The organism is Arthrobacter sp. Y3222053 (assembly GCF_059092805.1).
Window position 1 is genome coordinate 713,480 of record NZ_JBNHIA010000002.1, and the last position, 21,526, is coordinate 735,005.

The 21,526-nt window shown below is 71.3% G+C and carries 19 protein-coding genes; all 19 read right to left on the minus strand.

Annotation, left to right across the window (positions count from 1 at the left end):
- Positions 1-106: 106 nt before the first annotated feature.
- The 19 genes from AC5RUW_RS07505 to rsmH all read right to left on the minus strand — a co-directional run bounded on the left by AC5RUW_RS07505 (position 107) and on the right by rsmH (position 21,338).
- Complete coding sequence (locus tag AC5RUW_RS07505; protein WP_494160095.1) at positions 107-1,042, minus strand: RluA family pseudouridine synthase; 936 nt, start codon at positions 1,040-1,042, stop codon at positions 107-109.
- Complete coding sequence (gene lspA / locus AC5RUW_RS07510; RefSeq protein WP_494160096.1) at positions 1,042-1,707, minus strand: signal peptidase II; 666 nt, start codon at positions 1,705-1,707, stop codon at positions 1,042-1,044. The genes AC5RUW_RS07505 and lspA overlap by 1 nt, the downstream gene beginning before the upstream one ends.
- 149 nt (positions 1,708-1,856) lie before the next feature.
- Positions 1,857-2,504 (minus strand): DivIVA domain-containing protein, encoded by a 648-nt coding sequence (locus tag AC5RUW_RS07515; protein ID WP_494160097.1) that lies wholly within the window; start codon positions 2,502-2,504, stop codon positions 1,857-1,859.
- A 158-nt stretch (positions 2,505-2,662) separates the two neighbouring features.
- Positions 2,663-2,959, minus strand: coding sequence for a YggT family protein (locus tag AC5RUW_RS07520; RefSeq protein ID WP_494006747.1), 297 nt, complete (start codon positions 2,957-2,959; stop codon positions 2,663-2,665).
- 45 nt (positions 2,960-3,004) lie between these two features.
- Positions 3,005-3,565 carry a cell division protein SepF gene (locus tag AC5RUW_RS07525; RefSeq protein WP_494006746.1) on the minus strand — a complete coding sequence of 187 codons (561 nt, stop codon included), beginning with the start codon at positions 3,563-3,565 and terminating at the stop codon, positions 3,005-3,007.
- Positions 3,566-3,654: 89 nt separating this feature from the next.
- Complete coding sequence (locus AC5RUW_RS07530; RefSeq protein ID WP_494160098.1) at positions 3,655-4,422, minus strand: YggS family pyridoxal phosphate-dependent enzyme; 768 nt, start codon at positions 4,420-4,422, stop codon at positions 3,655-3,657.
- A 29-nt stretch (positions 4,423-4,451) separates the two neighbouring features.
- A complete protein-coding gene (locus AC5RUW_RS07535) occupies positions 4,452-5,177 on the minus strand; it encodes a purine nucleoside phosphorylase YfiH/LACC1 family protein (protein WP_494160099.1) in 726 nt (241 codons plus the stop codon).
- An 8-nt stretch (positions 5,178-5,185) separates the two neighbouring features.
- Positions 5,186-6,385, minus strand: a complete 1,200-nt coding sequence (gene ftsZ / locus AC5RUW_RS07540; RefSeq protein WP_494160100.1) for a cell division protein FtsZ — start codon at positions 6,383-6,385, stop codon at positions 5,186-5,188.
- Positions 6,386-6,619: 234 nt separating this feature from the next.
- Positions 6,620-7,333 carry a cell division protein FtsQ/DivIB gene (locus tag AC5RUW_RS07545; RefSeq protein WP_494160101.1) on the minus strand — a complete coding sequence of 238 codons (714 nt, stop codon included), beginning with the start codon at positions 7,331-7,333 and terminating at the stop codon, positions 6,620-6,622.
- 787 nt (positions 7,334-8,120) lie between these two features.
- Positions 8,121-9,587: a UDP-N-acetylmuramate--L-alanine ligase gene (murC, locus tag AC5RUW_RS07550; RefSeq protein ID WP_494160214.1), complete on the minus strand. Its 1,467-nt coding sequence runs from the start codon at positions 9,585-9,587 to the stop codon at positions 8,121-8,123.
- Between the two features lie 35 nt (positions 9,588-9,622).
- A complete protein-coding gene (gene murG, locus AC5RUW_RS07555; RefSeq protein WP_494160102.1) occupies positions 9,623-10,723 on the minus strand; it encodes an undecaprenyldiphospho-muramoylpentapeptide beta-N-acetylglucosaminyltransferase in 1,101 nt (366 codons plus the stop codon).
- Complete coding sequence (ftsW, locus tag AC5RUW_RS07560) at positions 10,720-12,003, minus strand: putative lipid II flippase FtsW (RefSeq protein ID WP_494160103.1); 1,284 nt, start codon at positions 12,001-12,003, stop codon at positions 10,720-10,722. Before ftsW ends, murG begins: the two co-directional genes overlap by 4 nt.
- Positions 12,004-13,572, minus strand: coding sequence for a UDP-N-acetylmuramoyl-L-alanine--D-glutamate ligase (murD, locus tag AC5RUW_RS07565; RefSeq protein WP_494160104.1), 1,569 nt, complete (start codon positions 13,570-13,572; stop codon positions 12,004-12,006).
- Positions 13,554-14,657, minus strand: a complete 1,104-nt coding sequence (gene mraY / locus AC5RUW_RS07570; protein WP_494006738.1) for a phospho-N-acetylmuramoyl-pentapeptide-transferase — start codon at positions 14,655-14,657, stop codon at positions 13,554-13,556. Before mraY ends, murD begins: the two co-directional genes overlap by 19 nt.
- Complete coding sequence (locus AC5RUW_RS07575) at positions 14,654-16,153, minus strand: UDP-N-acetylmuramoyl-tripeptide--D-alanyl-D-alanine ligase (protein ID WP_494160105.1); 1,500 nt, start codon at positions 16,151-16,153, stop codon at positions 14,654-14,656. The genes mraY and AC5RUW_RS07575 overlap by 4 nt, the downstream gene beginning before the upstream one ends.
- 6 nt (positions 16,154-16,159) lie before the next feature.
- Positions 16,160-17,782: a UDP-N-acetylmuramoyl-L-alanyl-D-glutamate--2,6-diaminopimelate ligase gene (locus AC5RUW_RS07580; protein ID WP_494160215.1), complete on the minus strand. Its 1,623-nt coding sequence runs from the start codon at positions 17,780-17,782 to the stop codon at positions 16,160-16,162.
- A gap of 50 nt (positions 17,783-17,832) precedes the next feature.
- Positions 17,833-19,617, minus strand: coding sequence for a peptidoglycan D,D-transpeptidase FtsI family protein (locus AC5RUW_RS07585; protein WP_494160106.1), 1,785 nt, complete (start codon positions 19,615-19,617; stop codon positions 17,833-17,835).
- 27 nt (positions 19,618-19,644) lie between these two features.
- Entirely contained in the window at positions 19,645-20,343 is a 699-nt protein-coding gene (gene ftsL / locus AC5RUW_RS07590) for a cell division protein FtsL (RefSeq protein ID WP_494160107.1), read from the minus strand.
- Positions 20,340-21,338, minus strand: a complete 999-nt coding sequence (rsmH, locus tag AC5RUW_RS07595) for a 16S rRNA (cytosine(1402)-N(4))-methyltransferase RsmH (RefSeq protein WP_494160108.1) — start codon at positions 21,336-21,338, stop codon at positions 20,340-20,342. Before rsmH ends, ftsL begins: the two co-directional genes overlap by 4 nt.
- Positions 21,339-21,526 lie beyond the last annotated feature (188 nt).

Consider the following 21,526-nt stretch of genomic DNA (forward strand, 5'->3'; position numbering starts at 1 on the left):
ACCTGCCCATTCTAGGCCGCGGCGCAGGGCCCGGGGTCCAGGCGGCACGGCGCGGCGGAGCCGCGCGCGTCACACAGGGCGGGCCCGCCCGGCCGCACGGAGCCGCTCAGCCCCGGCCGTCCCGCAGCGCCTCCAGGGCGTACCGCAGGTCATCCGGGTAGCTGCTGGTGTACTCCGTCCACTCCCCCGTGCCGGGGTGGTGGAAGCCCAGCTTCCGGGCGTGCAGCCACTGCCGGGTCAGTCCCAGCTCCGCGGCCATCCGCGGATCGGCGCCATAGGTGAGGTCCCCGGCACACGGATGGCGCAGGGCGGAGAAGTGCACGCGGATCTGGTGCGTGCGGCCGGTCTCGAGGTGCACCTCGACCAGGGAGGCGCGCCCGAAGGCCTCGAGCACCTCATAGTGCGTCACCGACGGCCGGCCGTCCTCGATAACGGCGAACCGCCAGTCATACCCCGGATGCCGGCCGATGGGCGCGTCGATGGTTCCGGTGAGCGGATCCGGCAGCCCCTGGACGACGGCATGGTAGGTCTTCTCGACCGTCCGCTCCTTGAACGCCTGCTTGAGCAGGGTGTACGCGTGTTCCGTCTTGGCGACGACCATCACCCCGGAGGTGCCGACGTCGAGCCGGTGCACGATGCCCTGCCGCTCGGCGGCCCCGGAGGTGGAGATGCGGAAGCCCGCCCCCGCGAGGGCGCCCACGACGGTGGGACCCACCCACCCGGGCGAAGGGTGCGCGGCCACACCCACGGGCTTGTCGATCACCACGAACTCGTCATCGTCCGCCAGGATGCCCAGGCCGTCGACGGTTTCGGGAACCACGGCCAGCGGGTCGCGCTGCTCGGGCACATCCACGTCGAGCGCGGTGCCGGCCGCGAGCCGGTCGGATTTGCCCACGGGCCGCCCGTTGGCGGTCACATAGCCCTGGCCGCACCAGGCAGCGGCGGTCGAGCGGGAGACGCCCAGCAGGCGTGCAAGCACCGCGTCGGCCCGGGTGCCGGCGTCGGCTTCGGTGATGTCCAGCCGGGTGCGGAGCGCTTCCATCAGCTCCGCTGCCCGTCGGTGCCGCCGTCAGCGGCGTCGGTTCCCGTGCCGGGAGCTCCGGTGCCGCCGCCGGAATCCGGGGACCCGGCGGAGGCCGCGGAGCGGCGGGCCGCGCGGCGCGGCGGCAGCTCCTCGCGCTGCCCGTCCAAGCCGATGCCGCGCAGGGTCAGCAGGCAGACCAGGATCACGCCGGAGACCACGCAGGAGTCGGCGATGTTGAAGATGGCGAAGTTGGGCAGGGCGATGAAGTCGACCACGTGCCCCTGCCCGAACGAGGGTTCCCGGAAGAGCCGGTCGGTCAGGTTGCCGAGTGCGCCGCCGAGCACCAGCCCAAGCGCCGCCGCCCAGGCCATGGAGCGGACCTTGAACAGCAGGTAGATCAGGAAGCCGGAAACTCCGACCATGATGATGGTGAAGACCCAGGTGTAGTCGGTGCCGATGGAGAACGCGGCGCCGGGGTTGCGGATGAAGTGCCACCGCAGCAGTGGCGGAAACACGTCGATGACCTGGCCTTCGGTCATGGTGGACTCCACCCGCCACTTGGTCAGCTGGTCGAAGACCAGCGCCAGCAGGGCGCACAGGGCCATCAGGACGGCGAAGCGGCGGCCGGAACGGGTGGTGCCGGTGCTCGCGGGGACGGGCCCCGCCGGGGATGAATCAGTCATGGTGCTTTCGTTCTCGTCCGGTCGGGCAGACCTGGTGGCGGACACACCACGGGCCGGCGGCCGGGGCTGCCCGGCCACCGGCCCGTGGTCTCTGTTCTCCAGTCTATGCCACGCCGCCTGGCCGTGGGCGGCGCCGTGCTTCCGCCTGATCAGGCGTCGGCGGTCTCCGAGGCGACGGAGCCGCGGGCGTCGAGGTCGCGCAGCTGGCCTTCGATGTAGGCCTTCAGGCGGCTGCGGTAGTCACGCTCGAAGACGCGCAGCTGCTCGACCTTGCGCTCCAGCACGGCCTTCTGCTGCTCGAGGGAGCTGAGGACCTTGCGGCTCTTCTCCTGCGCCTCGTTGACCAGGCCGCTGGCCTCGATCTGGGCTTCGGCGATGATCTTGTCGCGCTGTTCGATGCCGGCGCCGACGTAGTCATCGTGCATCTTCTGGGCCATGGCGAGGATCCCGGCGGCGTTCTCGGCCGTGTTCTCGGACTTGGCCTGGACGGGCTCCGGAGCGGGAGCCGGCGCAGCGGGCTGCGGCTTCGGCTCTTCGCGGACCGGCTCCTCCTTGGGCGCCTCGACCGCTTCGGTCTTCGGGGAGGCCGCGACGGGGGCCGGGACGGCTGCTTCACGGGGGCCGTCGGCGACGGCTTCGGCCAGCTGGCGGCGCAGGTCCTCGTTTTCCGCGTTCAGGCGGCGGAGTTCGACAACGATCTCGTCAAGGAAATCGTCGACCTCGTCCTGGTCGTAGCCCTCGCGGAACTTGGTCGGCTGGAACCGCTTGTTGACTACATCTTCTGGCGTCAGAGCCATCTGGTCACCTCATATGGTTCATAGAGACCCGCCCGCGAAGCGCCGGCGGTTCTTCGTACAGAATTTCGAACAGAAAAAATCAGGCGTTCATATCGTTTTCACACTACAACTTTTGCCTACTGAAAACTAACCTGACGCCGGGCCGCAGGGGGCGCTGATCAGGCACGGAACCCGATCGCGGCCACCACCTGCATCAGGATTCCAACCACGATGAACAGGATGAGGAACGCCAGGTCCAGCGAGACGCCGCCGAGCCGCAGCGGGGGCACCACCCGGCGCAGGGCGCGGATAGGCGGGTCGGTGGCGCCGTAGATGGCCGAGGCAAGCAGCAGGGAGATCCCGCGCGGCCGCCACTGGCGGGCAAACATCTGCACCGCGTCGAACACGATCCTGATGATCAGGGCCAGCTGGAACAGCATCAGGACCAGATACAGAAGAGAAAGGATGATACTCACGCGCTGGGTTTCATTTCCGTGCCGGCCGCCTGGCTGTCAGGCGGGTCAGCTCTGGTTGAAGAACATGGACTGGGACTCACTGACCTTCTTATCATCCCCGAGGACCTCAATGTAGGCCGGGGAGAGCAGGAACACCTTGTTGGTGACCCGTTCGATCGAGCCGCGCAGGCCGAAGACGAGCCCGGCGGAGAAGTCCACAAGCCGCTTGGCGTCGGCCTCGCTCATGTCGGTCACGTTCATGATCACGGGGATGCCGTCGCGGAAGCTCTCGCCGATAATCTTCGCATCGTTGTAGGACCGCGGGTGCACCGTCGTGATCTGGCGCAGGCCGGCGACGTCCTCGCGGGACGAGGGGGCGCGCTTGATGGGGGTCACGGGGGCCCGGTACTCCTCGACGGCGGTGCTCTTCGGTGCCGGGGCGGCGGGCTCCGGACGGGTGCGCTCGGGCTCCGGCTGGGGTGCGCGCTCGGCGCGGCGCTCCTGCTCCGGCTCGAAGTCCTCGTCACGGCCGGGCGCCTCGCGCAGGTTCTTCTGCTCGGACTCGTAGTGCTCATCGCCGTCGGCGAGCCCAAGGTAAATCATCGTCCTGCGCATAGCGCCAGCCATGGCTGCTCCTTCTTGTCTTCCAGCGTGCCCGGGTGCCCCGGGGCCTGATCCGGGACGGGCCCGGCATCCTCCGGGTCCCGGTTCCGACGCTACCGCAGGGAGGGCCGGGGACCGAGAATATCCGAGCCGATGCGCAGGTGTGTCGCCCCGTGGGCGACGGCGGCCTCCAGGTCCGCGCTCATGCCCGCCGACAGGCGGTCGGCGCCCGGATGGTCGGCGATCAAACGGCGGGAGAGCTCCCGGAGCCGGGCAAAGGCGTCGGCGGGGTCCTCCCCCAGCGGCGCGACCGCCATCAGCCCGCGCAGGCGCAGCCCTTCCGTTGCCGCCACCGCGTTCGCCAGGCCGGTCAGGTCGGACGGGTCCGCGCCGCCGCGCGCCGAGGGCCCGGAGGCGTCGGCGGGGCGGGCGGTGCGCAGGTCCACCTGCAGGAAGCAGTCGAGGTCGTCGCGCGGCTGCAGCCCCTGTGCCTCCCGGCGGTCCTGCTCGGCGGCCATGGCCTTGCCCAGCGCGGTGACCAGGCCGGGACGGTCCACGGAGTGCACCGCATGGGCGTAACGGACCACCGAGCGTGCTTTGTTGGTCTGCAGCTGGCCGATGAAGTGCCAGCGCAGGCCGGGCTGATCGACGTCGGCGGCCTTGGCGGACGCTTCCTGGTCCTTGTTCTCGCCCACGTCCGTGACGCCCAGCCCGGCCAGCAGCCGCACGTCGTCGGCGGGGAAGTACTTGGTGACGGCGATCAGCTGCGGCGGAACGGCGCCGGCGTTCCGCGCTGCTGCGTCGATCCGTTCCCTGACCCGTTCCAGGCGGGCGGCGAGTTCCCCCCGGCGGTCGCCGGGGGAAAGGGGGTGTTCAGTCATTGCGTGTCCTTGCGTGCCGGGCGCGGGGCTCAGGGGCCGGGGCGCCAGATCAGGCCTGCGAAGCGGCCGGAGCGGTTGCTGCGCCGGTGCGAGTACAGGCCTTCCGTTTCGAGCGTACAGGGCCCGACGCGGTGCACTTCGACACCCAGCGCACTCAGCTGGGCAGCGGCGGCGGCGGGCAGGTCGAGGCCGGGGGTCCCGGCACGGGTGGTGCTGATCAGCCCGGGGATGCCGGGCAGGGCCGCTGCCGCACCGGCCTGCATCTGCTCGGGAACCTCGTAGCAGTGTCCGCAGATGGCCGGCCCGATCCAGGCGCGCAGGGCCCGCGCCCCGTGCGCCTGCATCCGCTGCACGGTGGCGGGCAGGACGCCGTCGAGCAGTCCGGCGCGCCCTGCGTGGGCGGCGGCGGTGACGGGGCCGCCCGGGCGGTCTCCGGCCAGCAGGACCGGCACACAGTCGGCGACCATGACCGCCAGCGGCACGTCGCCGTCGGGGCTGACCAGCGCGTCGACGGACGGCGCCGGGCCGGGCGGGTCGTCGTGGCTGACGTCTGCGACCAAGGCGGAGTGGACCTGGTCCATGAAGCGCAGGCTGCCGGAAGGCACGCCCATGTCCTGTTCCAGGCTTCGGCGGCGGGCCAGCACCGCTTCCCGGTCATCCCCCACATGGAGGGCGAGGTTGCCTTCGTCCGTTCCGGTGAAGGCCGCCAGGAGGCCGTCGCCGACCTCCTGGCGCCACCGGAATCCGGCACTCACCGGCCGGCCTACTTGAGGAAGTCGGGCACGTCCAGGTCGTCCCGGCGGCTGCCGGGCAGGTCCGACTCGACGACGGCGGGCAGGTCGATATCGAACCCGGCGTCGGCGGGGACATCGCTGTGCTGCGCGGAACGCTGCTGCGACCAGGCCGACAGTCCGGCGGAGGCCGGTGCTGCGTAGGCCGGGGCGGCACCTGCGGCCGTGGGCGGCACGGCGGGCTCGGCCGGCTTCTGCGCGGCCACCGCCGGCTGGGAGGTGACGTCCACCTGGTCGAAGCCTGCGGCGATGACGGTGACGCGGGCCTCGTCACCCAGGGCGTCGTCGATGACGGCGCCGAAGATGATGTTCGCCTCGGGGTGGGCGACTTCCTGCACCAGGCGGGCGGCCTCGTTGATCTCGAACAGGCCGAGGTCGGAACCGCCCTGGATGGACAGCAGCACGCCGTGGGCGCCGTCGATGGAAGCTTCCAGCAGCGGCGAGGCAATGGCGAGCTCCGCGGCCTTGACGGCGCGGTCCTCGCCGCGGGCGGAACCGATGCCCATCAGCGCGGAGCCGGCGCCCTGCATGACGGACTTCACATCGGCGAAGTCGAGGTTGATCAGGCCCGGGGTGGTGATCAGGTCGGTGATGCCCTGGACACCGGAGAGCAGCACCTGGTCGGCGGAGCGGAACGCATCGAGCATGGATACGTTGCGGTCGCTGATCGAGAGCAGGCGGTCGTTCGGGATGACGATCAGGGTGTCGACTTCATCGCGCAGCGTGTCGATGCCGGACTCGGCCTGGTTGGAGCGGCGCCGGCCTTCGAAGGTGAAGGGACGGGTCACCACGCCGATGGTCAGGGCGCCGAGGGAGCGGGCGATCCGGGCCACGACGGGCGCGCCGCCGGTGCCGGTGCCGCCGCCTTCGCCGGCGGTCACGAAGACCATGTCGGCCCCGCGCAGGACCTCTTCGATCTCCTCCGCGTGGTCCTCGGCGGCCTTGCGGCCCACCTCGGGATCAGCGCCGGCGCCGAGGCCGCGGGTCAGTTCGCGGCCGACGTCGAGCTTGACGTCGGCGTCGCTCATCAGCAGCGCCTGGGCGTCGGTGTTGATCGCGATGAACTCCACCCCGCGCAGGCCGACGTCGATCATCCGGTTGACGGCGTTTACGCCGCCGCCGCCGATGCCTACGACCTTGATGACGGCCAAGTAATTCTGCGGTGCTGCCACGTCCTGTGTCCCTTGTTCGAATCTGTGCACTGATCAATTGCGGCCGGGCTCCGGCCAAACCTTCAACCCGAACAACCTTAACCCTATGGTTGAGGGTTATAGTTATGTCAAGTAAATCTCTAGTTCACGACGCTATGGGTCCGGAGGAAGCGGCGCAAACACCGGCCCCGCGTGTCGGCCAAAGTTTGCCGTGTTCCCGGCGCCGGCCTCCGCCCCAGTGCCCGGTCCCGGGCCTCACCGCACGGCCGGCCGGTTGGGCGCGCTGACGTCGTAGGTCTTCACCGGAGGATCCTGCTCCGGCATGCCGAGCAGGGCCTGGAGCGCCCTGGCCTTGGCGGCGTTGGCCTCCGCGCTGCCCCACAGTACCGTGCGGCCGTTCAGCAGGCGCAGCTCCACCGAATCCACGGTCGGCGCCGAGGCGTGGTCCAGCTGCTGCAGCACTTCGGGCGGCAGGGCGGCCAGGACCTCGGTGACGGTGGCGAAGACAGAGCTGTCGACGGCGTCGCTGCCGCCGTCGATCAGGGGCAGCTTGGCGGCGGCCCGGTCCGCGACGGCGGACAGGCGCCGGCCCTCGCGGTCGATCAGCACGAACTCGCCCTCCTGCTGCAGCACGGCGACCGGCACCCGTTCGGTGATTTCCACCCGCAGCGTTGACGGCGGTTCGGCGGCTGCACTGACCTCGGCTACCTCGGGCCGGTCGGCCAGCAGGCCGCGGACCTGGTCATCCGTGATCAGCGGCAGGGGGCGTCCCTCAAGCGGAGCCAACGCAGCCTGCGCGGTCTCCTCGGGGAGCAGCGAATGGCCCTCCACGATGATGGTGCGGGTGGCCAGCAGCGGCGTGAAGATCAGCACGGCGAAGAAGGCAGCGGTCAGCACGGCCGCGATGAGGGCCCCCAGCAGCAGGCGGCGCCGTCGGCGCCGGTGCGGCGGCTCCGGAAAGGCCAGCACGGTGGCCTCGTCCGCTGTCGTCCCGTGGGCACCGGCATCGCTGCGGCCGGGGCCGGGCTCCGCCTGCCGGTCCCCCCGGGGTCCGGGGGCGGCCCCGTCGGCAGCGGTGGCTGCCGGTCGTTCCGTTTCGGGAGTCCGTGCGCGACTGCCGTCGGTGGTAAGTGACGGGACGGCGGGCGAATCGCCGCCCGGGGTCCCCGTTCCGGATGTTCCCGACGTTCCGGAACCCAATACTCCGGAAGCCAATGCTCCGGTGCCTGGCGGCCGGCTGCCGGAACGGTCCTCCCCCGCCGCCGCAGCGGACCGTCCGGAGCGCCGTGGGCGCGGAACGCGGGGCAGGGCTCCGGCTTCGCTGTCCGGCTGCGGCCCGGCCGCGGCGGGGCCGCCGCGGCGGGCGGTGCGCCGAGGCTTCGGCTCTCCGGCCGGCAGTGTGCCGGGCATATCCACGGCCGAAGGCGCCGGCTCGCTGCCGGTCGCCCGTTCACGCCCGGCCTCCGGCTCCTGCGGCGTCTGCCCGGATCCTTCCCGACCGCGCCGCCGCTTGGATCCGCGGTGACCCCGGCCCCTGCGGCGGGACCGGGCGTCGTCGGGATCCTCCTGGGGCAGCTCCCGGACGGCTGTGACAATGGGCTCAGCTTCGCCCGGGGTGCGCCCGGCGAAGGCGCCGGGATCGGTGCGACCGGCATCCCCGTCCCGCTGCCCCTGCGATGCCTGGTTGACCCGGACGCCGTCCTCCTCGGTGGGAATGGGCTCCGGGCCGGGATTGCGGCCCGGAACCCGGGGCCGCCTACCGGCCATGGTCGGTGGGTGCGGCCGTCGGGGCGGCCCTGCCGGCGAGCTCCGCCACCAGCTCCGGGCCGAGGCGGGTCACGTCGCCTGCGCCCACCGTGAGGATGATGTCCCCAGGCTCGGCGCGGGCCGCGACGGCGCGGACGGCGTCGGCGGCGTCCGGGACGTAGCCGCCGGGGACGTCCAGCCGGCTGGTGATCAGCTCGCTGGTGACGCCTTCGATGGGGTCCTCCCGCGCCGGATAGATGTCCAGCACGGTCGCCGAGTCGCCCAGGCCGAGGGCGGCGGCGAACTCGGCGGCGAAGTTCCGGGTCCGGCTGAACAGGTGGGGCTGGAACAGCACGTGCACCCGGTGCTCCCCCGCAACCGTCCGGGCCGCGCGCAGGGCGGCGTCGAGCTCGGTGGGATGGTGGGCGTAGTCGTCGAAGACCCGCACCCCGGCGGCCTCGCCGCGGGGTTCGAAGCGGCGGGCGGCTCCGGAGAACCCCGCCAGCCCGGCCGCGGCGGCTTCCGGGGCCACGCCGAGGTGGAGTCCGACGGCGAAGGCGGCGGTGGCGTTGGCGACGTTGTGGCGCCCGGGCACCTGCAGCCGCAGAGTGCACTCCTCGCTCCGGCCTCCCCGGGTGAACGAGAGCGTGCTGACCGTTCCGCTGCCTTCGGCGACGGTGTCCAGGATCCGGACGTCGGCGTCGGCCGTGTAGCCGTAAGTGAGCACGGCCGGAGCGCTGCTGCGCCGGACCAGGTCCGCGGCACCGGGGTCGTCGGCGCAGGCCACCAGCAGCCCGTCGGCCGGGAGCAGCTCGACGAAACGGTCGAAGGAGGCGTACACGGCTTCGGGCGTGCCGTAGTGGTCCAGGTGGTCCGCTTCGACATTGGTCACGACGGTCACGGAGGGGGTGTAGTTCAGGAACGAGCCGTCGGACTCGTCGGCCTCGGCCACGAAGACGTCTCCCCCGCCGCAGGCGGCGTTCACGCCCAGGCCCGAGACGTCGCCGCCGATGGCAAAGGACGGGTCCAGCCCCGCAGAGCGCAGCAGCACGGTGGTCATGGCCGTGGTGGTGGTCTTTCCGTGCGTTCCGGCGACGGCCACCAGGCGGCTGTCCTCCATGGCCGCAGCCAGGGCCATGGAGCGGTGCAGGATCCGCAGCCCCGCCGCGCGTGCTGCAACCAGCTCCGGGTTGTCCGGGCGGATGGCCGTGGAGATGACCACGGTGTCGGCCTGGCCCAGGTGGGCGGCGTCGTGCCCGACGTGGGTTTCCGCGCCGAGCGCGGCCAGCGCGCGCAGCGCCGCGCTGTCCTTGGCGTCGGAACCCGAGACGGGGGTGCCGCCGCCGAGCAGGATCCGGGCGACGGCGGACATCCCGGCTCCGCCGAGGCCGATGAAGTGCACGCGGCCCAGGTCCGCCGGGCGCAGGCGCTGCTGTGCGCCGGCCTCGGCGGGTGCGGTAGCTGCGGCGTCGTCCATGGTGCTGTTCCTTGCTGTGGTGTGGGGGGTGGTGCTCATGCCCGGCGCGCCGCCTTGATGATGATGTCGGCCATCCGCTCGTCGGCGTCGCGGATGCCCAGCGCCGCGGAGGCCGCGGCCATGCGCTCGAGCGCCGCGGCGTCGGTGAGCAAAGGTAGCAGCTGCGTCCTGATGACGTCAGCGGTGAAGAGGCGGTCCTCCACGAGCCGGGCCCCGCCGCCGTCGACGAGCCCGCGGGCGTTGAGCGCCTGCTCGCCGTTGCCGTGCGGCAACGGCACGAAGAAGGCCGGCAGCCCGACGGCGCTGACTTCGCTGACCGTACCTGCTCCGGACCGCGCGAGCAGCAGGTCGGCTGCGGCGTAGGCGGTCTCCATCGTGTCGACGTACTCCACCTGCCGGTAGCCGGGTGCGCTGAGCGGCTCGCCGGCGGCGGTACGGACGGTCTTGTCCCGTCCGGTGATGTGCAGCGTCTGGATTCCGGCGGCGCCGAGGTCCGCGGCGGCGTCGGCGACGGCCCGGTTGATGCTGGCGGCGCCGGAGGACCCGCCGGTGACGATCAGGGTCGGCCGGTTCTCCTCCAGGCCCAGGGCGGCGCGCGCTTCCGCCCGCTTCCCGGTCCGGTCCAGCTGGGAGATGGCCTGCCGCATCGGCATGCCCACATGGACGGCATGCGGCAGCGGGGTGCCTTCGAACGCGGTGCCGACGGCGGCGGCCCCGCGGGCGCCGACCCGGTTGGCCAGGCCCGGGCGGGCGTTGGCCTCGTGCACGACGACGGGGATGCCCCGCCGGCGGGCGGCCAGGTACACGGGCGTGCTGACGTAGCCGCCCACGCCTACGACGACGTCGGCCGCCGCCTCGTCGAGGATGGCCCCGGCCTGGCGGACGGCGCGCACCAGCCGGGCGGGCAGCCGCAGCAGGTCGCCGGAGGGGCGCCGGGGCATGGGCACCCGGTCGATGGTGGCCAGGTCGTAGCCGGCCAGGGGCACCAGGCGGGTCTCCATGCCGGCCTTGGTTCCCACGACCCGGACTGCCGTGTCGGGGTCGCGTCGGCGCAGCGCGTCGGCGATCGCCAGCAGGGGGCTGATGTGGCCGGCGGTGCCGCCGCCGGCCAGGACTGCGGAAAGGGGCTGGTTCATGAAGCGGGAATTTCCTTCTGCGGGATCTTGCGGGCAAAGGAGAGCAGGACGCCGACGGCGGCGAGGGTGAACAGCAGCGAGGAGCCGCCGTAGGAGATGAAGGGCAGCGGAATGCCGATCACGGGCAGCAGCCCGGTGACCATGGCGATGTTCACGAACGCCTGGCCGACGATCCAGACGAGGATGGAGCCGCAGGCGATCCGGGCGAACGGGGCGGTGTGCCGGACCATCACGCGGATGGTGGCCAGGGCCAGGGCGGCGAAGAGGCCGATGATCACCAGGGTGCCGAGCAGGCCGAATTCCTCGCCGATGATCGCGAAGATGAAGTCGTTGTGGGCTTCGGGAATCCAGTTCCACTTCTGCCGGCTCTGGCCGATGCCTACGCCCCACCAGCCGCCGCTGGCGAGGGCGTACATGCCGGCGTTGGCCTGGTCGCAGAGGCCTTCGGAGCAGTCCAGCTTCAGCCAGGCGGCGACGCGGCTGGAGCGGTTGCCGCTGAAGACGGACAGCAGCAGGGCGGCGCCGGCTCCCGCCGCCGAGAGAAGTCCGAGCAGCCGCATGGGAACGCCGGCGAAGAAGAGCGCGGCGAGCAGGATCAGGCCCATGATGATCACCGTGCCGAGGTCCTTGCCGAGGACAACAAGGAGGATCAGCGCGCCGCCGCCGGGCACGACGACTGGGATGAGGGCGTGCCTTGGCTGGTTGATCAGGCGCCCCTTCCGGGACAGGACGGCGGCAAACCAGATGGCCATCGCGAGTTTCGCGGCCTCGGAGGGCTGGCCCTGGACGGGTCCGATCCGGATCCAGTTCTTGTTGCCGTTGACCTCCTCGCCCACCAGCAGCACGGCCACGAGCAGGCCGGCGGCGACCACCATGGCGATCCACCCGATGGCCGGGTACCAGGACGGGGGGACGCGTGAGAGTCCCAGCATGGCCGCAACCCCGATGGCGGCGAAGATGGACTGGTTGACGAACAGATCGAAGGTGCTGGCGCCCAGCGGTTCGCCCGCCGCCGCGGCGATGGATTCCACGGAGGACGCGGAGAGCACCATCATCAGGCCGATGGCGGTCAGTGCCAGGGTGGTGCCGAGAATCCAGTAGTAGGCGCCGCCGGTGGCGTCGTGTTCGCTGCCTTCGAGCCAGATGAGCAGCCGCTTGATACGGCCCCGGCGCGGGGCCGGTACGTCCGCGGAGCCGGCCCCGTCGGCCGCACGTCCCGCGGCGGGTGCGGTGCGGCGGACCGCCGGTTTCCGACCGCTTCCGGTGGACGTGCTGACCATTTACTGCTCCTTTACGGCCTGCGCCTGTCCCTCCACGTATCCGCGGACGGCCTCGATGAAGGCGTTGCCGCGGTGTGCGTAGGAAGTGAACTGATCCATGGAGGCGGCCGCCGGGGCCATCAGCACCGTGTCGCCGGGCTCGGCCGCAGCTGCGGCGCGTGCCACGGCCGCCGCCATGATCTCTTCCCCGGCAGCGGGTCCGCCGGTGGTGTCGTCTCCACCAGTGTGGTCGGTCGCGGCGTCGATCACGGGCACCCCGGGGGCGTGTCGCGCCAAAGCCGAGCGCAGGGCGCCGGTGTCGGTGCCGATCAGCACGACGGCGCGCAGGCGGTCCGCGTTGGCGGTCACCAGCTCGTCGTACTCCACGCCCTTGGACAGGCCGCCGGCGATCCAGACGACGCTGGAGAAAGCGGACAGGGACGCGGCGGCGGCGTGCGGGTTGGTGGCCTTGGAGTCGTTGATCCAGAGCACGTCGTCCAGCCGCGCCACGGGCTGGATGCGGTGGTCGCCCGGCTCGAAGCTGCGCAGGCCCTCGCGGACCGCCGCCGGTTCGACGCCGGCGGCGCGGACCAGCGCGGCGGCGGCCAGGGCGTTGGCCACGGTGTGCCGGGCGGCGTTGCGGCCCAGGTCGGCCAGGGTGGCCAGCTCGGCGGCGGAATCGCGGCGTTCGGCGATGAACGCGCGGTCCACCAGCAGGCCCTCCACGACGCCGAGCATGCTGATGGCCGGCATGCCGGTGGTAAAGGCCACCGCGCGGCAGCCCTCCACGACGTCGGCGTCCTCGACCATCCGCTCGGTCTCCACCTGTTCGGCGTTGTAGATGCATGCGACCCGGGTGTTTTCGTACACCTTGGCTTTGTCCGCCAGGTAGGCCTCGTAGGAGCCGTGCCAGTCGACGTGGTCTTCGGCCACGTTGAGGCAGACGCTGGCCAGCGGCGACACGGACCAGGTCCAGTGCAGCTGGAAGCTGGAAAGTTCGACGGCGATGAAATCCCAGCCCTCGGGATCCCGGATGGCGTCGAGGATGGGGGTGCCGACGTTGCCGGCCGCGATGGCACGGAGCCCGGCGGCGCGCAGCATGGCCTCGGTCATCCCCACGGTCGTGGTCTTGCCGTTGGTGCCGGTGATGGCCAGCCATTCGGCGGTCTTCCGGCCCTCGCGGATCCGCACCCGCCAGGCCAGTTCGACGTCGCCCCAGATGGGGATGCCGGCGGCGGCGGCCTGCGCCAGCACCGGATGGTCGGGACGGAAGCCGGGCGAGGTGACGACGACGTCGGCCGGCGCGCCGTCGACGTCGGGCAGCACGGCTGCCGCCTCCGCTCCGAGGAGCACGTCGGCCGCGCCGACGATGCGCAGGGTGTCGGCCTTGGCCCGGTTGGCTTCGGTGTCCGCTCCGTCGACGACGACCACGCGGGCGCCGAGCTCGACCAGGGTGTCCGCCGCGGAGAAGCCGGACAGGCCGATGCCGGTGACTACCACGCGCAGGCCGGACCAGTCGGCGTCCCAGGTGGTCAGGGAATCAAGCCGGGAGGCCCCGGCGGCATCGGTGCTCACTGGCCCACCACCCATTCCGCGTAGAAGATGCCCAGGCCTGCGGCGACGCAGAGCCCGGCGATGATCCAGAACCGGACCACCACGGTGACCTCCGCCCAGCCCTTGAGCTCGAAGTGGTGCTGCAGCGGCGCCATCTTGAAGACCCGCTTGCCGCCGCTGATCTTGAAGTAGCCGACCTGGATGATCACCGACAGGGTGATCAGCACAAACAGGCCGGCCAGGATGACCAGCAGGATCTGGGTGCGGGAGAGGATGGCGAACGCCGCGATCGCTCCGCCCAGGGCCAGGGATCCGGTGTCGCCCATGAAGATCTTGGCCGGCGAGGTGTTCCACCACAGGAAGCCGATCAGCGCCCCGGCCAGGGCGCCGGCCAGCAGCGCGAGGTCCATCGGGTCACGGACCTCATAGCAGCGGTTTCCGGGCTCGGGGCCGAAGCAGCTCTGGTTCGACTGCCAGATGCCGATCAGGAAGTACGCTCCGAAGACCAGGACGGAGGCGCCTGCCGCCAGGCCGTCGAGCCCGTCGGTCAGGTTCACGCCGTTGGTGGTGGCGGTGGCGATCAGGTTCGCCCAGATCACGAACAGGATGGCGCCGATGGTGGTGCCGGCGAACGCCAGGTCCAGCCCGGTGTCGCGGATGAAGCTGATCTGTGTGGACGCCGGTGTCAGTCCGTCGCGGTTGGGGAACTGCAGGGCCATGATCGCGAAGGCCACGCCGACGGCGGTCTGGAGCACGATCTTTGCTGTGGCATTCAGGCCGAGGCTGCGCTGCTTGGAGATCTTGGTGTAGTCGTCGATGAAACCGACCAGGCCCATCCCCACCAGGAGGAAGAGCACCAGCAGGCCCGACGCCGTCGGGCCTGGACTGCCCGGGTTGATCACCGAACTGGCCAGATGGGTCAGGAAGTAGGCAGCCACCACGGACCCGACAATGACGGCGCCGCCCATGGTGGGGGTGCCGCGCTTGGTGTGGTGCGAGGTGGGCCCGTCGTCGCGCACGAACTGGCCGTAGCCGCGGCGCACGAGCAGGCGGATGAACAGGGGCGTCCCGGCGAAGGCGAACAGCAGCGCCAGGGACGACCCGACCAGCAGGGAGATCACAGGACGTGTCCCCCGGTCTCCGGATGGCTCCGGGTGGTGTCCGTGTCGGCGGAGGGCGGTGTTGCTGGGGTTTTCAAGGCTATCCGATCACCGAGGAAGCGCAGGCCTGCGCCGTTGGAGGATTTGAAGAGGATGATGTCGCCGGGGGCCAGTTCCTCGGCCAGGATGGCCTCGGCCTCCGCGGCCGTACGGACAAAGGTGGACTCATCCCCCCATGAGCCCTCCATGACCGCCCCGGTGTGCATGGCGCGCGCGCCGTCGCCCACGACGATGAGCTTGGAGATGTTCAGGCGCACGATGTAGCGGCCAAGCGCGTCGTGCTCCAGGACCGAGGCGTCGCCGAGTTCGAGCATTTCGCCCAGGACCGCCCAGGTGCGCCGTTCCCGGCCGAGCTCGGCGAGGGTGCGCAACGCGGCGCGCATCGACTCCGGGTTGGCGTTGTAGGCGTCGTTGATCACCGTGATGCCGTCGGGCCGGTCGGTGCGCTCCATCCGCCAGCGGCTGGCCGGACCCTGCCCGGTCAGTGCCTCGGCGATGGACGCCCCGTCGATCCCCGCGGCCCACGCGGCTGCGGCCGCAGCCAGCAGGTTCGCCACATGGTGCTCGCCGATCAGCCCCGACACCACCTCGTGGCGGCTGCCGTCGGGCAGTTCAAGCGTGAAGGCGGGGTGCCCGGCGCCGTCCGTGCGCAGCTGGAGGGCGCGCACGGTTCCGTCGCCCGACGGCAGGTCAGGGTCCGAGGAAAAGCGCAGGATGGGCGCAGCGGTCCGCGGCGCCATGGCGTTGACCCGCTGGTCGTCGGCGTTCAGGATCGCCGTGCCGTCCGCGGCGAGGGCCTCGACCATCTCGCCCTTGGCCTTGGCGATGTTTTCCACGCCGCCGAACTCCCCCGCATGGGCGGAACCGACGCACAGTACGACGCCGATGTCGGGCCGGACCAGCTCGGTGAGGTAGCGGATGTGTCCGATGCCCGTGGCGCCCATCTCCAGGATCAGGTAGCGGGTGCCGTGCGGCGCGGTGAAGATGGTCAGCGGCATGCCGACCTCTCCGTTGTAGGAGCCGATGGGCGCGACCGTGGTGCCGTGGCGGCGGAGGATGCCCGCCAGCAGGTCCTTGGTGGTGGTCTTGCCGGCCGAGCCGGTGATTCCGATGACGGTGAGCTCGCCCTCGGCGCGGAGCCGGCGCACGATGTCGGCGGCGATCCGGCCCATGGCCAGGACGGCGTCGGGCACCTGGACGGCCGGCAGGACGGTGCCGGAGGCGTCGGCCACCGGGCGTTCGACCAGGGCCAGTGCCGCCCCCCTGTCGAAGGCCGCGGGCACGAAAAGGTGTCCGTCGGTCGTCTCGCCGGGCTTGGCGATGAACAGGGAACCGGGACCGGCGTCACGGGAATCCGTGGTCGCGGAGGTGACGGTCAGCGAGGGGTTGCCGGCCGCAGGCCCAATGAGCTCTCCGCCGGTGATGGCCGCAATTTCGGCTGCGCTTAGTTCAATCATGACGGTTTAGGACTCTACCCGCTCGGGGGAAAGGCCACTGAATCCGTGCTTTGTCAAAGCCTGCCTCAACTCGACCCGATCATCGAGCGCCAGGTTGACGCCCTTCACTTCCTGCCAGACCTCGTGTCCGCGGCCTGCGACCACGATGGTGTCCGCCGGTCCTGCCAGCTGAACGGCGCGCTCGATGGCGGCGGCGCGCGGGGCGACCTCGAGGATCTCGCAGGGCAGCGATTCGGTCCGCTGCGCGTCCCGGGCGCCGGCGAGCACGCCGGCGCGGATCCGTGCCTCGTCCTCGTCGTGGGGATCGTCATCGGTGATGATCACCACGTCCGCCAGGCGCGCCGCGACGGCCCCCATCAGCGGGCGCTTGGTCTCGTCCCGCTGGCCGGTGGCACCGAAGACCACGATCACCCGGGATGCGGTTCCGGGGCGGCGAACGCTTTCGAGGGTGCGGGAGAGCGCATCCGGGTTGTGCGCGAAGTCTACGATGGCGGCCGGCTGCTCGCTGATCAGCTGCATCCGTCCGGGAACTTCCACCGTGAACGGGTCGCGGTCCAGCGCCTCCTGCAGCCGGTCCGCCGGCACGCCCGAGGCCAGGACCATGACGGCGGCCAGGGCGGCGTTGGAGACGTTGAAGGTGCCAGGCAGCCCGGTGGAGGCCCGCAGGACGACGCCGTCCGGTCCGTGCAGTTCGAACCCGTGGCCGAGGCCCCGGCGGGTCAGCGCGCGCACCGTCCAGTCGGCGGCCGCGCCCGATTCACTCCGGAAGGGGGTCCCGCCGGACGCGGCGGAGGTGTCGAGACTGAGGATGGGAATGCGGCCCTGGCGTGCCAGGCGGGCTCCCCACTCGTCGTCGACCGTCACCACGGCGCTCCGTGCCCGCTCAGGCGTGAAGAGCGCGGCCTTGGCCTGGAAGTACTCCTCCATGGAGCCGTGCAGGTCAAGGTGGTCCTGGGTGAGGTTGGTGAACCCGGCCACGTCGTACCGCACTCCGTCCACCCGCCGGTAGGAAATGGCGTGGGAGGAGACCTCCATGGCCGCGGCATCCAGGCCCTTCTCCCGCATGAGGCCGAGCAGGCCGTGGACCTGCGGGGATTCGGGGGTGGTGAGGGTGCTCGGGATCGGTTCGTCGCCGGCTTTAATCTCGATGGTGCCGATCAGGCCGGTGGTGCGGCCCAGTGCCCCGAGCAGCGAGGTGATGAAGTAGGTGGTGGTGGTCTTGCCATTCGTCCCGGTCACGCCCAGCAGGACCGGTGCGCTGCCGTCGTCGGGCCGGCTGCCGAAGATGACGGCCGAGAGCGGGCCCACCAGGCGGCGCAGCTCCGGCGCGGTGAAGACCGGCACGTCCAGCCCGCGGACGTGCTCCAGCCCGGCCTCGTCGGTCAGGACGACGGCGGCGCCGGCGGCCACGGCGTCGGCCGCGAACCGGGCGCCGTGGTGGCGTGCCCCGGGCAGGCCCAGGTAGAGGTCGCCGGGAACGACGTCGGCGGAGCTGATGCTCAGGCCGGTCACCGGCACCTGCCAGGCGTCCCCGGGCGTGCCGGGAGCCGGGCTGGGCCCCGGCAGCCCGGTGGGCAGGGCATGGACGGCGTCAGCCAGGGTCACCGGGCTCACCCGGGTGGGCCGCATGCGCGCGGCAGGCCGGGAATCGTGTGTTGCAGGCACTGGTGCTCCAGGAACTAGTACTCGATGGGGTAAGTGTCGGGCTCGCCCTGGGAGGGGGGTACGTTGTGCGTGGTCAGGACCTTCTCCATCACTTTCTTGAAGGACTCCCCCGGCAGCAGGTAGTACAGGTCGCCCTGCGGCCGCTGCAGGGTCACCACAACGACGTATCTGGGGTCCTCCATGGGTGCCATTCCAGCATACGAGAGCGTGTAGCCGTCATAGCCGCCGTTGGGTCCCGGCGCCTCCGCGGTGCCGGTCTTGGAGCCCACCCGGTACTGGTCCAGGGCACCGGTGGCTCCGGAGCCCTCCACGGTGACGGTCTCCAGCATCCGCTGCAGTTCCTTGGCAGTCTCGGTGGACATCACCCTGGTGCCTTCGCCGGCGTCGATCTTCTGCTCGTTGCCGTCGGCGTCGATGCGGGCATCGACGAGCCGCGGGGGCAGGCGCACGCCGTCGTTGGCGATGGTCTGGTAGACCATTGCGGTGTGCAGCGCGGTCTGGGCCAGGCCCTGGCCGAAGAGCACGGTGTACTGCTGGCGGGGATCCCACTGGTCGGCAGGCGCCAGGATGCCGGCGGTCTCGCCGTTCAGGCCCACGTTCAGCGGCTCGCCGATGCCGAACTTCCGCAGCCACTCATACCGCTGGTCGGGGGTGAGCTGGCGGCCGATGGCCACGGTGCCGGTGTTCATGGACCGCGCCAGGACCCCGGCAGCGGTCATCTGCAGCCGGCCGTGCTCGAACGCGTCCTTGAAGGTCTGCCCGTCCACCGTGTAGGTGTTGTCCAGCTCGAACTGGCTGGTGGGCTCGATCAGCCCCTCCTCGAGGGCCGCGGCCATGGTGATCACCTTGGTGGTCGAGCCCGGTTCGAAGGACGCCGCCACCGACAGCGGCTTGCGCGATTCGGCCGGGGTGGCGCCGGGGTTGTTCGGGTCGACGGTGCCCGACTCGGCCATGGCGACGACGTTGCCGGTGTCCGCCTCGACGACCACGATGTTGCCCCATTCGGCGCGGTATTCCTCCACCTGCGCGCTGATGGTCTCCTCGGCGAACCACTGGATGTCCTGCTCAATGGTCAGGCGGATCGATTCGCCGTCGCGCACCGCCGTGTCTTCATTGGTGGCGTACGGAATCCGGATGCCGTCGCCGCCGATTTCGAAGGTCTTGCTGCCCGCCTCTCCGGCAAGGACGGAATCCTGGGTCAGCTCCAGGCCTTCCAGCGGGCCGTCCGTACCCAGGAAGCCGACCATGGCGCCGGCGACCGACCCGGAGGGGTAGGTGCGCAACGTGGTGCGGTCGGCGTAGATGCCGGGGAAGCGGACGGCGAGCACCTTGTCCCGGATTTCCGGCGTGACGGTTTTGGCGACGAAGTTGAAGCCCTTTTCTCCCAGCACGGAGGCGCGCAGGGTCTCCGGGTCCTGACCGAGGATGGCGGAGAGTTCACGGAAGGCCTGGTCGTAGCTGACCTCTTCCCTCTCCCCCTCCGGATTGGTCCGGGTGTAGCTGTCCTCTCCCTGCGACAGGCGCTGGTCGACCACGATGTCGAACCGCTCCACACTGCGGGCGAGGTAGTTGCCGTCGGCGTCCAGGATGCTGCCGCGCAGCGGCGGGACAGTGGTGGTCACCAGGCGGTTCTCGACCGCCGTCTGGGCCATGCCTTCAGGATCCAGCGCCTGGACGTGGAAGAGCCGTCCGGCCAGGACCAGGAGCAGGACCAGTGCAAGGATCATTCCGGCGCGCAGCCGGTATCCGACCACGGCGGTACGGGGTGCTGCCCCGTCCGTCTGCGAACTTGGTGCCACTGGCGAACTCCGATGTCTGTTGCGCTGTTACTGTCCGCTCCGCTGCACGGGGGCGGGAATGGTGCCGCCGTTGAGGTCCGGTTCCGGTTCGGCCGCCGGCGGTGCCTCTGCGGCTGCCGGGGCGGGAGCGGATTCGCCCTGGCCGGCCCGCTGCTCCGCCGCCCGGGCGGGCTCGGGCGCCGGTTCCGGGGCCGCGGCTCCGGGCGGAAGGACAGGATCAGTGAGCACCGCCGGCGCCGGGACCCGCGACGGGACCTTGCCGCCTTCGGCCGCCGGGGCGGGCGTGCCGGTGACTTCGAGGGTCTGCAGGTCGACGGCGCCGACGGCGGCCGCCGGGACCATGCCGAGCTCGGCGGCCCGTGCGGCCAGGTTCTGCGGCGCCTGGTGGCTCTCGACGCGCTGGCTCAGCGCTTCGTTGCGCTGTGCCAGCTCCGTCCGTTCGTTCTGCAGCTGCACCAGGCGGTACTGGCCGCTGGACACGGAGATGTTCAGGACCAGGACGGTGGCCAGTGCCGCGACCAGGAACATGAAGCAGAGCACGGCGAACGGCACGCGGCGGCGGCCGGCGGCGGCCGGAACCACCGACAGCACCGTGCGCCGCCGGGGCGCCTGGGGCTGCTCCGGCTGGGCGCCCAGCGCAAGGGCGTTGGCCCCGCTGACTGCCGGCCGCCCGGTGCGCACGGCGGCGGGTCGGCGGGCGCCGCTGCCTGTGATGGGTCCGCTCATGATCGTGCCCCGTCCCTGCTCGTGCGGATGCGTTCGACGGCGCGCAGCCTGGCTGAGGCGGCGCGCGGGTTTTCGGCGATTTCCTCGGCCGTGGGCGTTTCGGTGCCCTTGGTCAGGCGCTTGAAGCGCGGCTTGTGCTCCTCCAGCTCCACGGGGAACCCCTTGGGCGCCGAGGAGGAGGACTCGGCCGCGAAGACCGACTTGACGATCTTGTCCTCCAGCGAATGGTAGGACATGACCACGGCGCGCCCGCCGAGGCCGAGGACGGAGAGCGAGGCGGGAATGGCCCGCTCCAGGACGTCCAGCTCCTCGTTGACCTCGATGCGCAGCGCCTGGAAGGTGCGCTTGGCGGGGTGCCCGCCGGTGCGGGCGGCGGCGGCCGGAACAGCGGTGCGGATGACCTCGACAAGGCGGCCGGTCGTGCTGAACGGCTCTTCGGCCCGGGCGGCGACGATGGCCGAGGCGATCCGGCGGGCGAATTTCTCTTCGCCCCACCGGCGGATCACGGAGGCGAGCTCGGCCTCCTCGTAGGTGTTGACGACGTCGGCTGCGGTGGCTCCGCGGGAGGTATCCATCCGCATGTCCAGCGGGGCGTCGTAGGAGTAGGCGAAGCCGCGGCCCCGCTCATCGAGCTGCAGGGAGGAGACCCCGAGGTCGAACAGCACGCCGTCGATGGTGTCGAACCCGAGGTCCGCGACGACGTCGGCGATCTCGTCGTAGACGGCGTGGACCAGGTCGATGCGGTCGTTCCATGGGGCCAGCCGCTCTCCGGCCAGGCGCAGGGCCTGGGTATCGCGGTCCAAGCCAATGAGGTGCAGGTTGGGGAACCGCTCGAGCATCGCCTCGGAGTGGCCGCCCATGCCCAGGGTGGCGTCGACGACGACGGCGCGACCGGTCTCGGCAGCGGCGGCTTCGAGGGCGGGGGCAAGCAGGTTGACGCACCGGTCACGAAGCACCGGAACGTGGCGTTCCGAGGCGGGACGCTCTTCGCTCATGTGCTGCTTCCTTCCGCGGAGCCGCACCGGGTTCTTGGATCAGATCCCCATCCGCGCCTCGCGGCCGGGCCTGGCTCCGGGGAAGGTGAGCCAGGAACCGCGCCTGGCGGCCGGGGCCTGGCTCAGGGGAAGGTGAGCCAGGATCCTGATCCGCGGGGCGGCTGGAGATCTCATGCAAGAACCGGCGT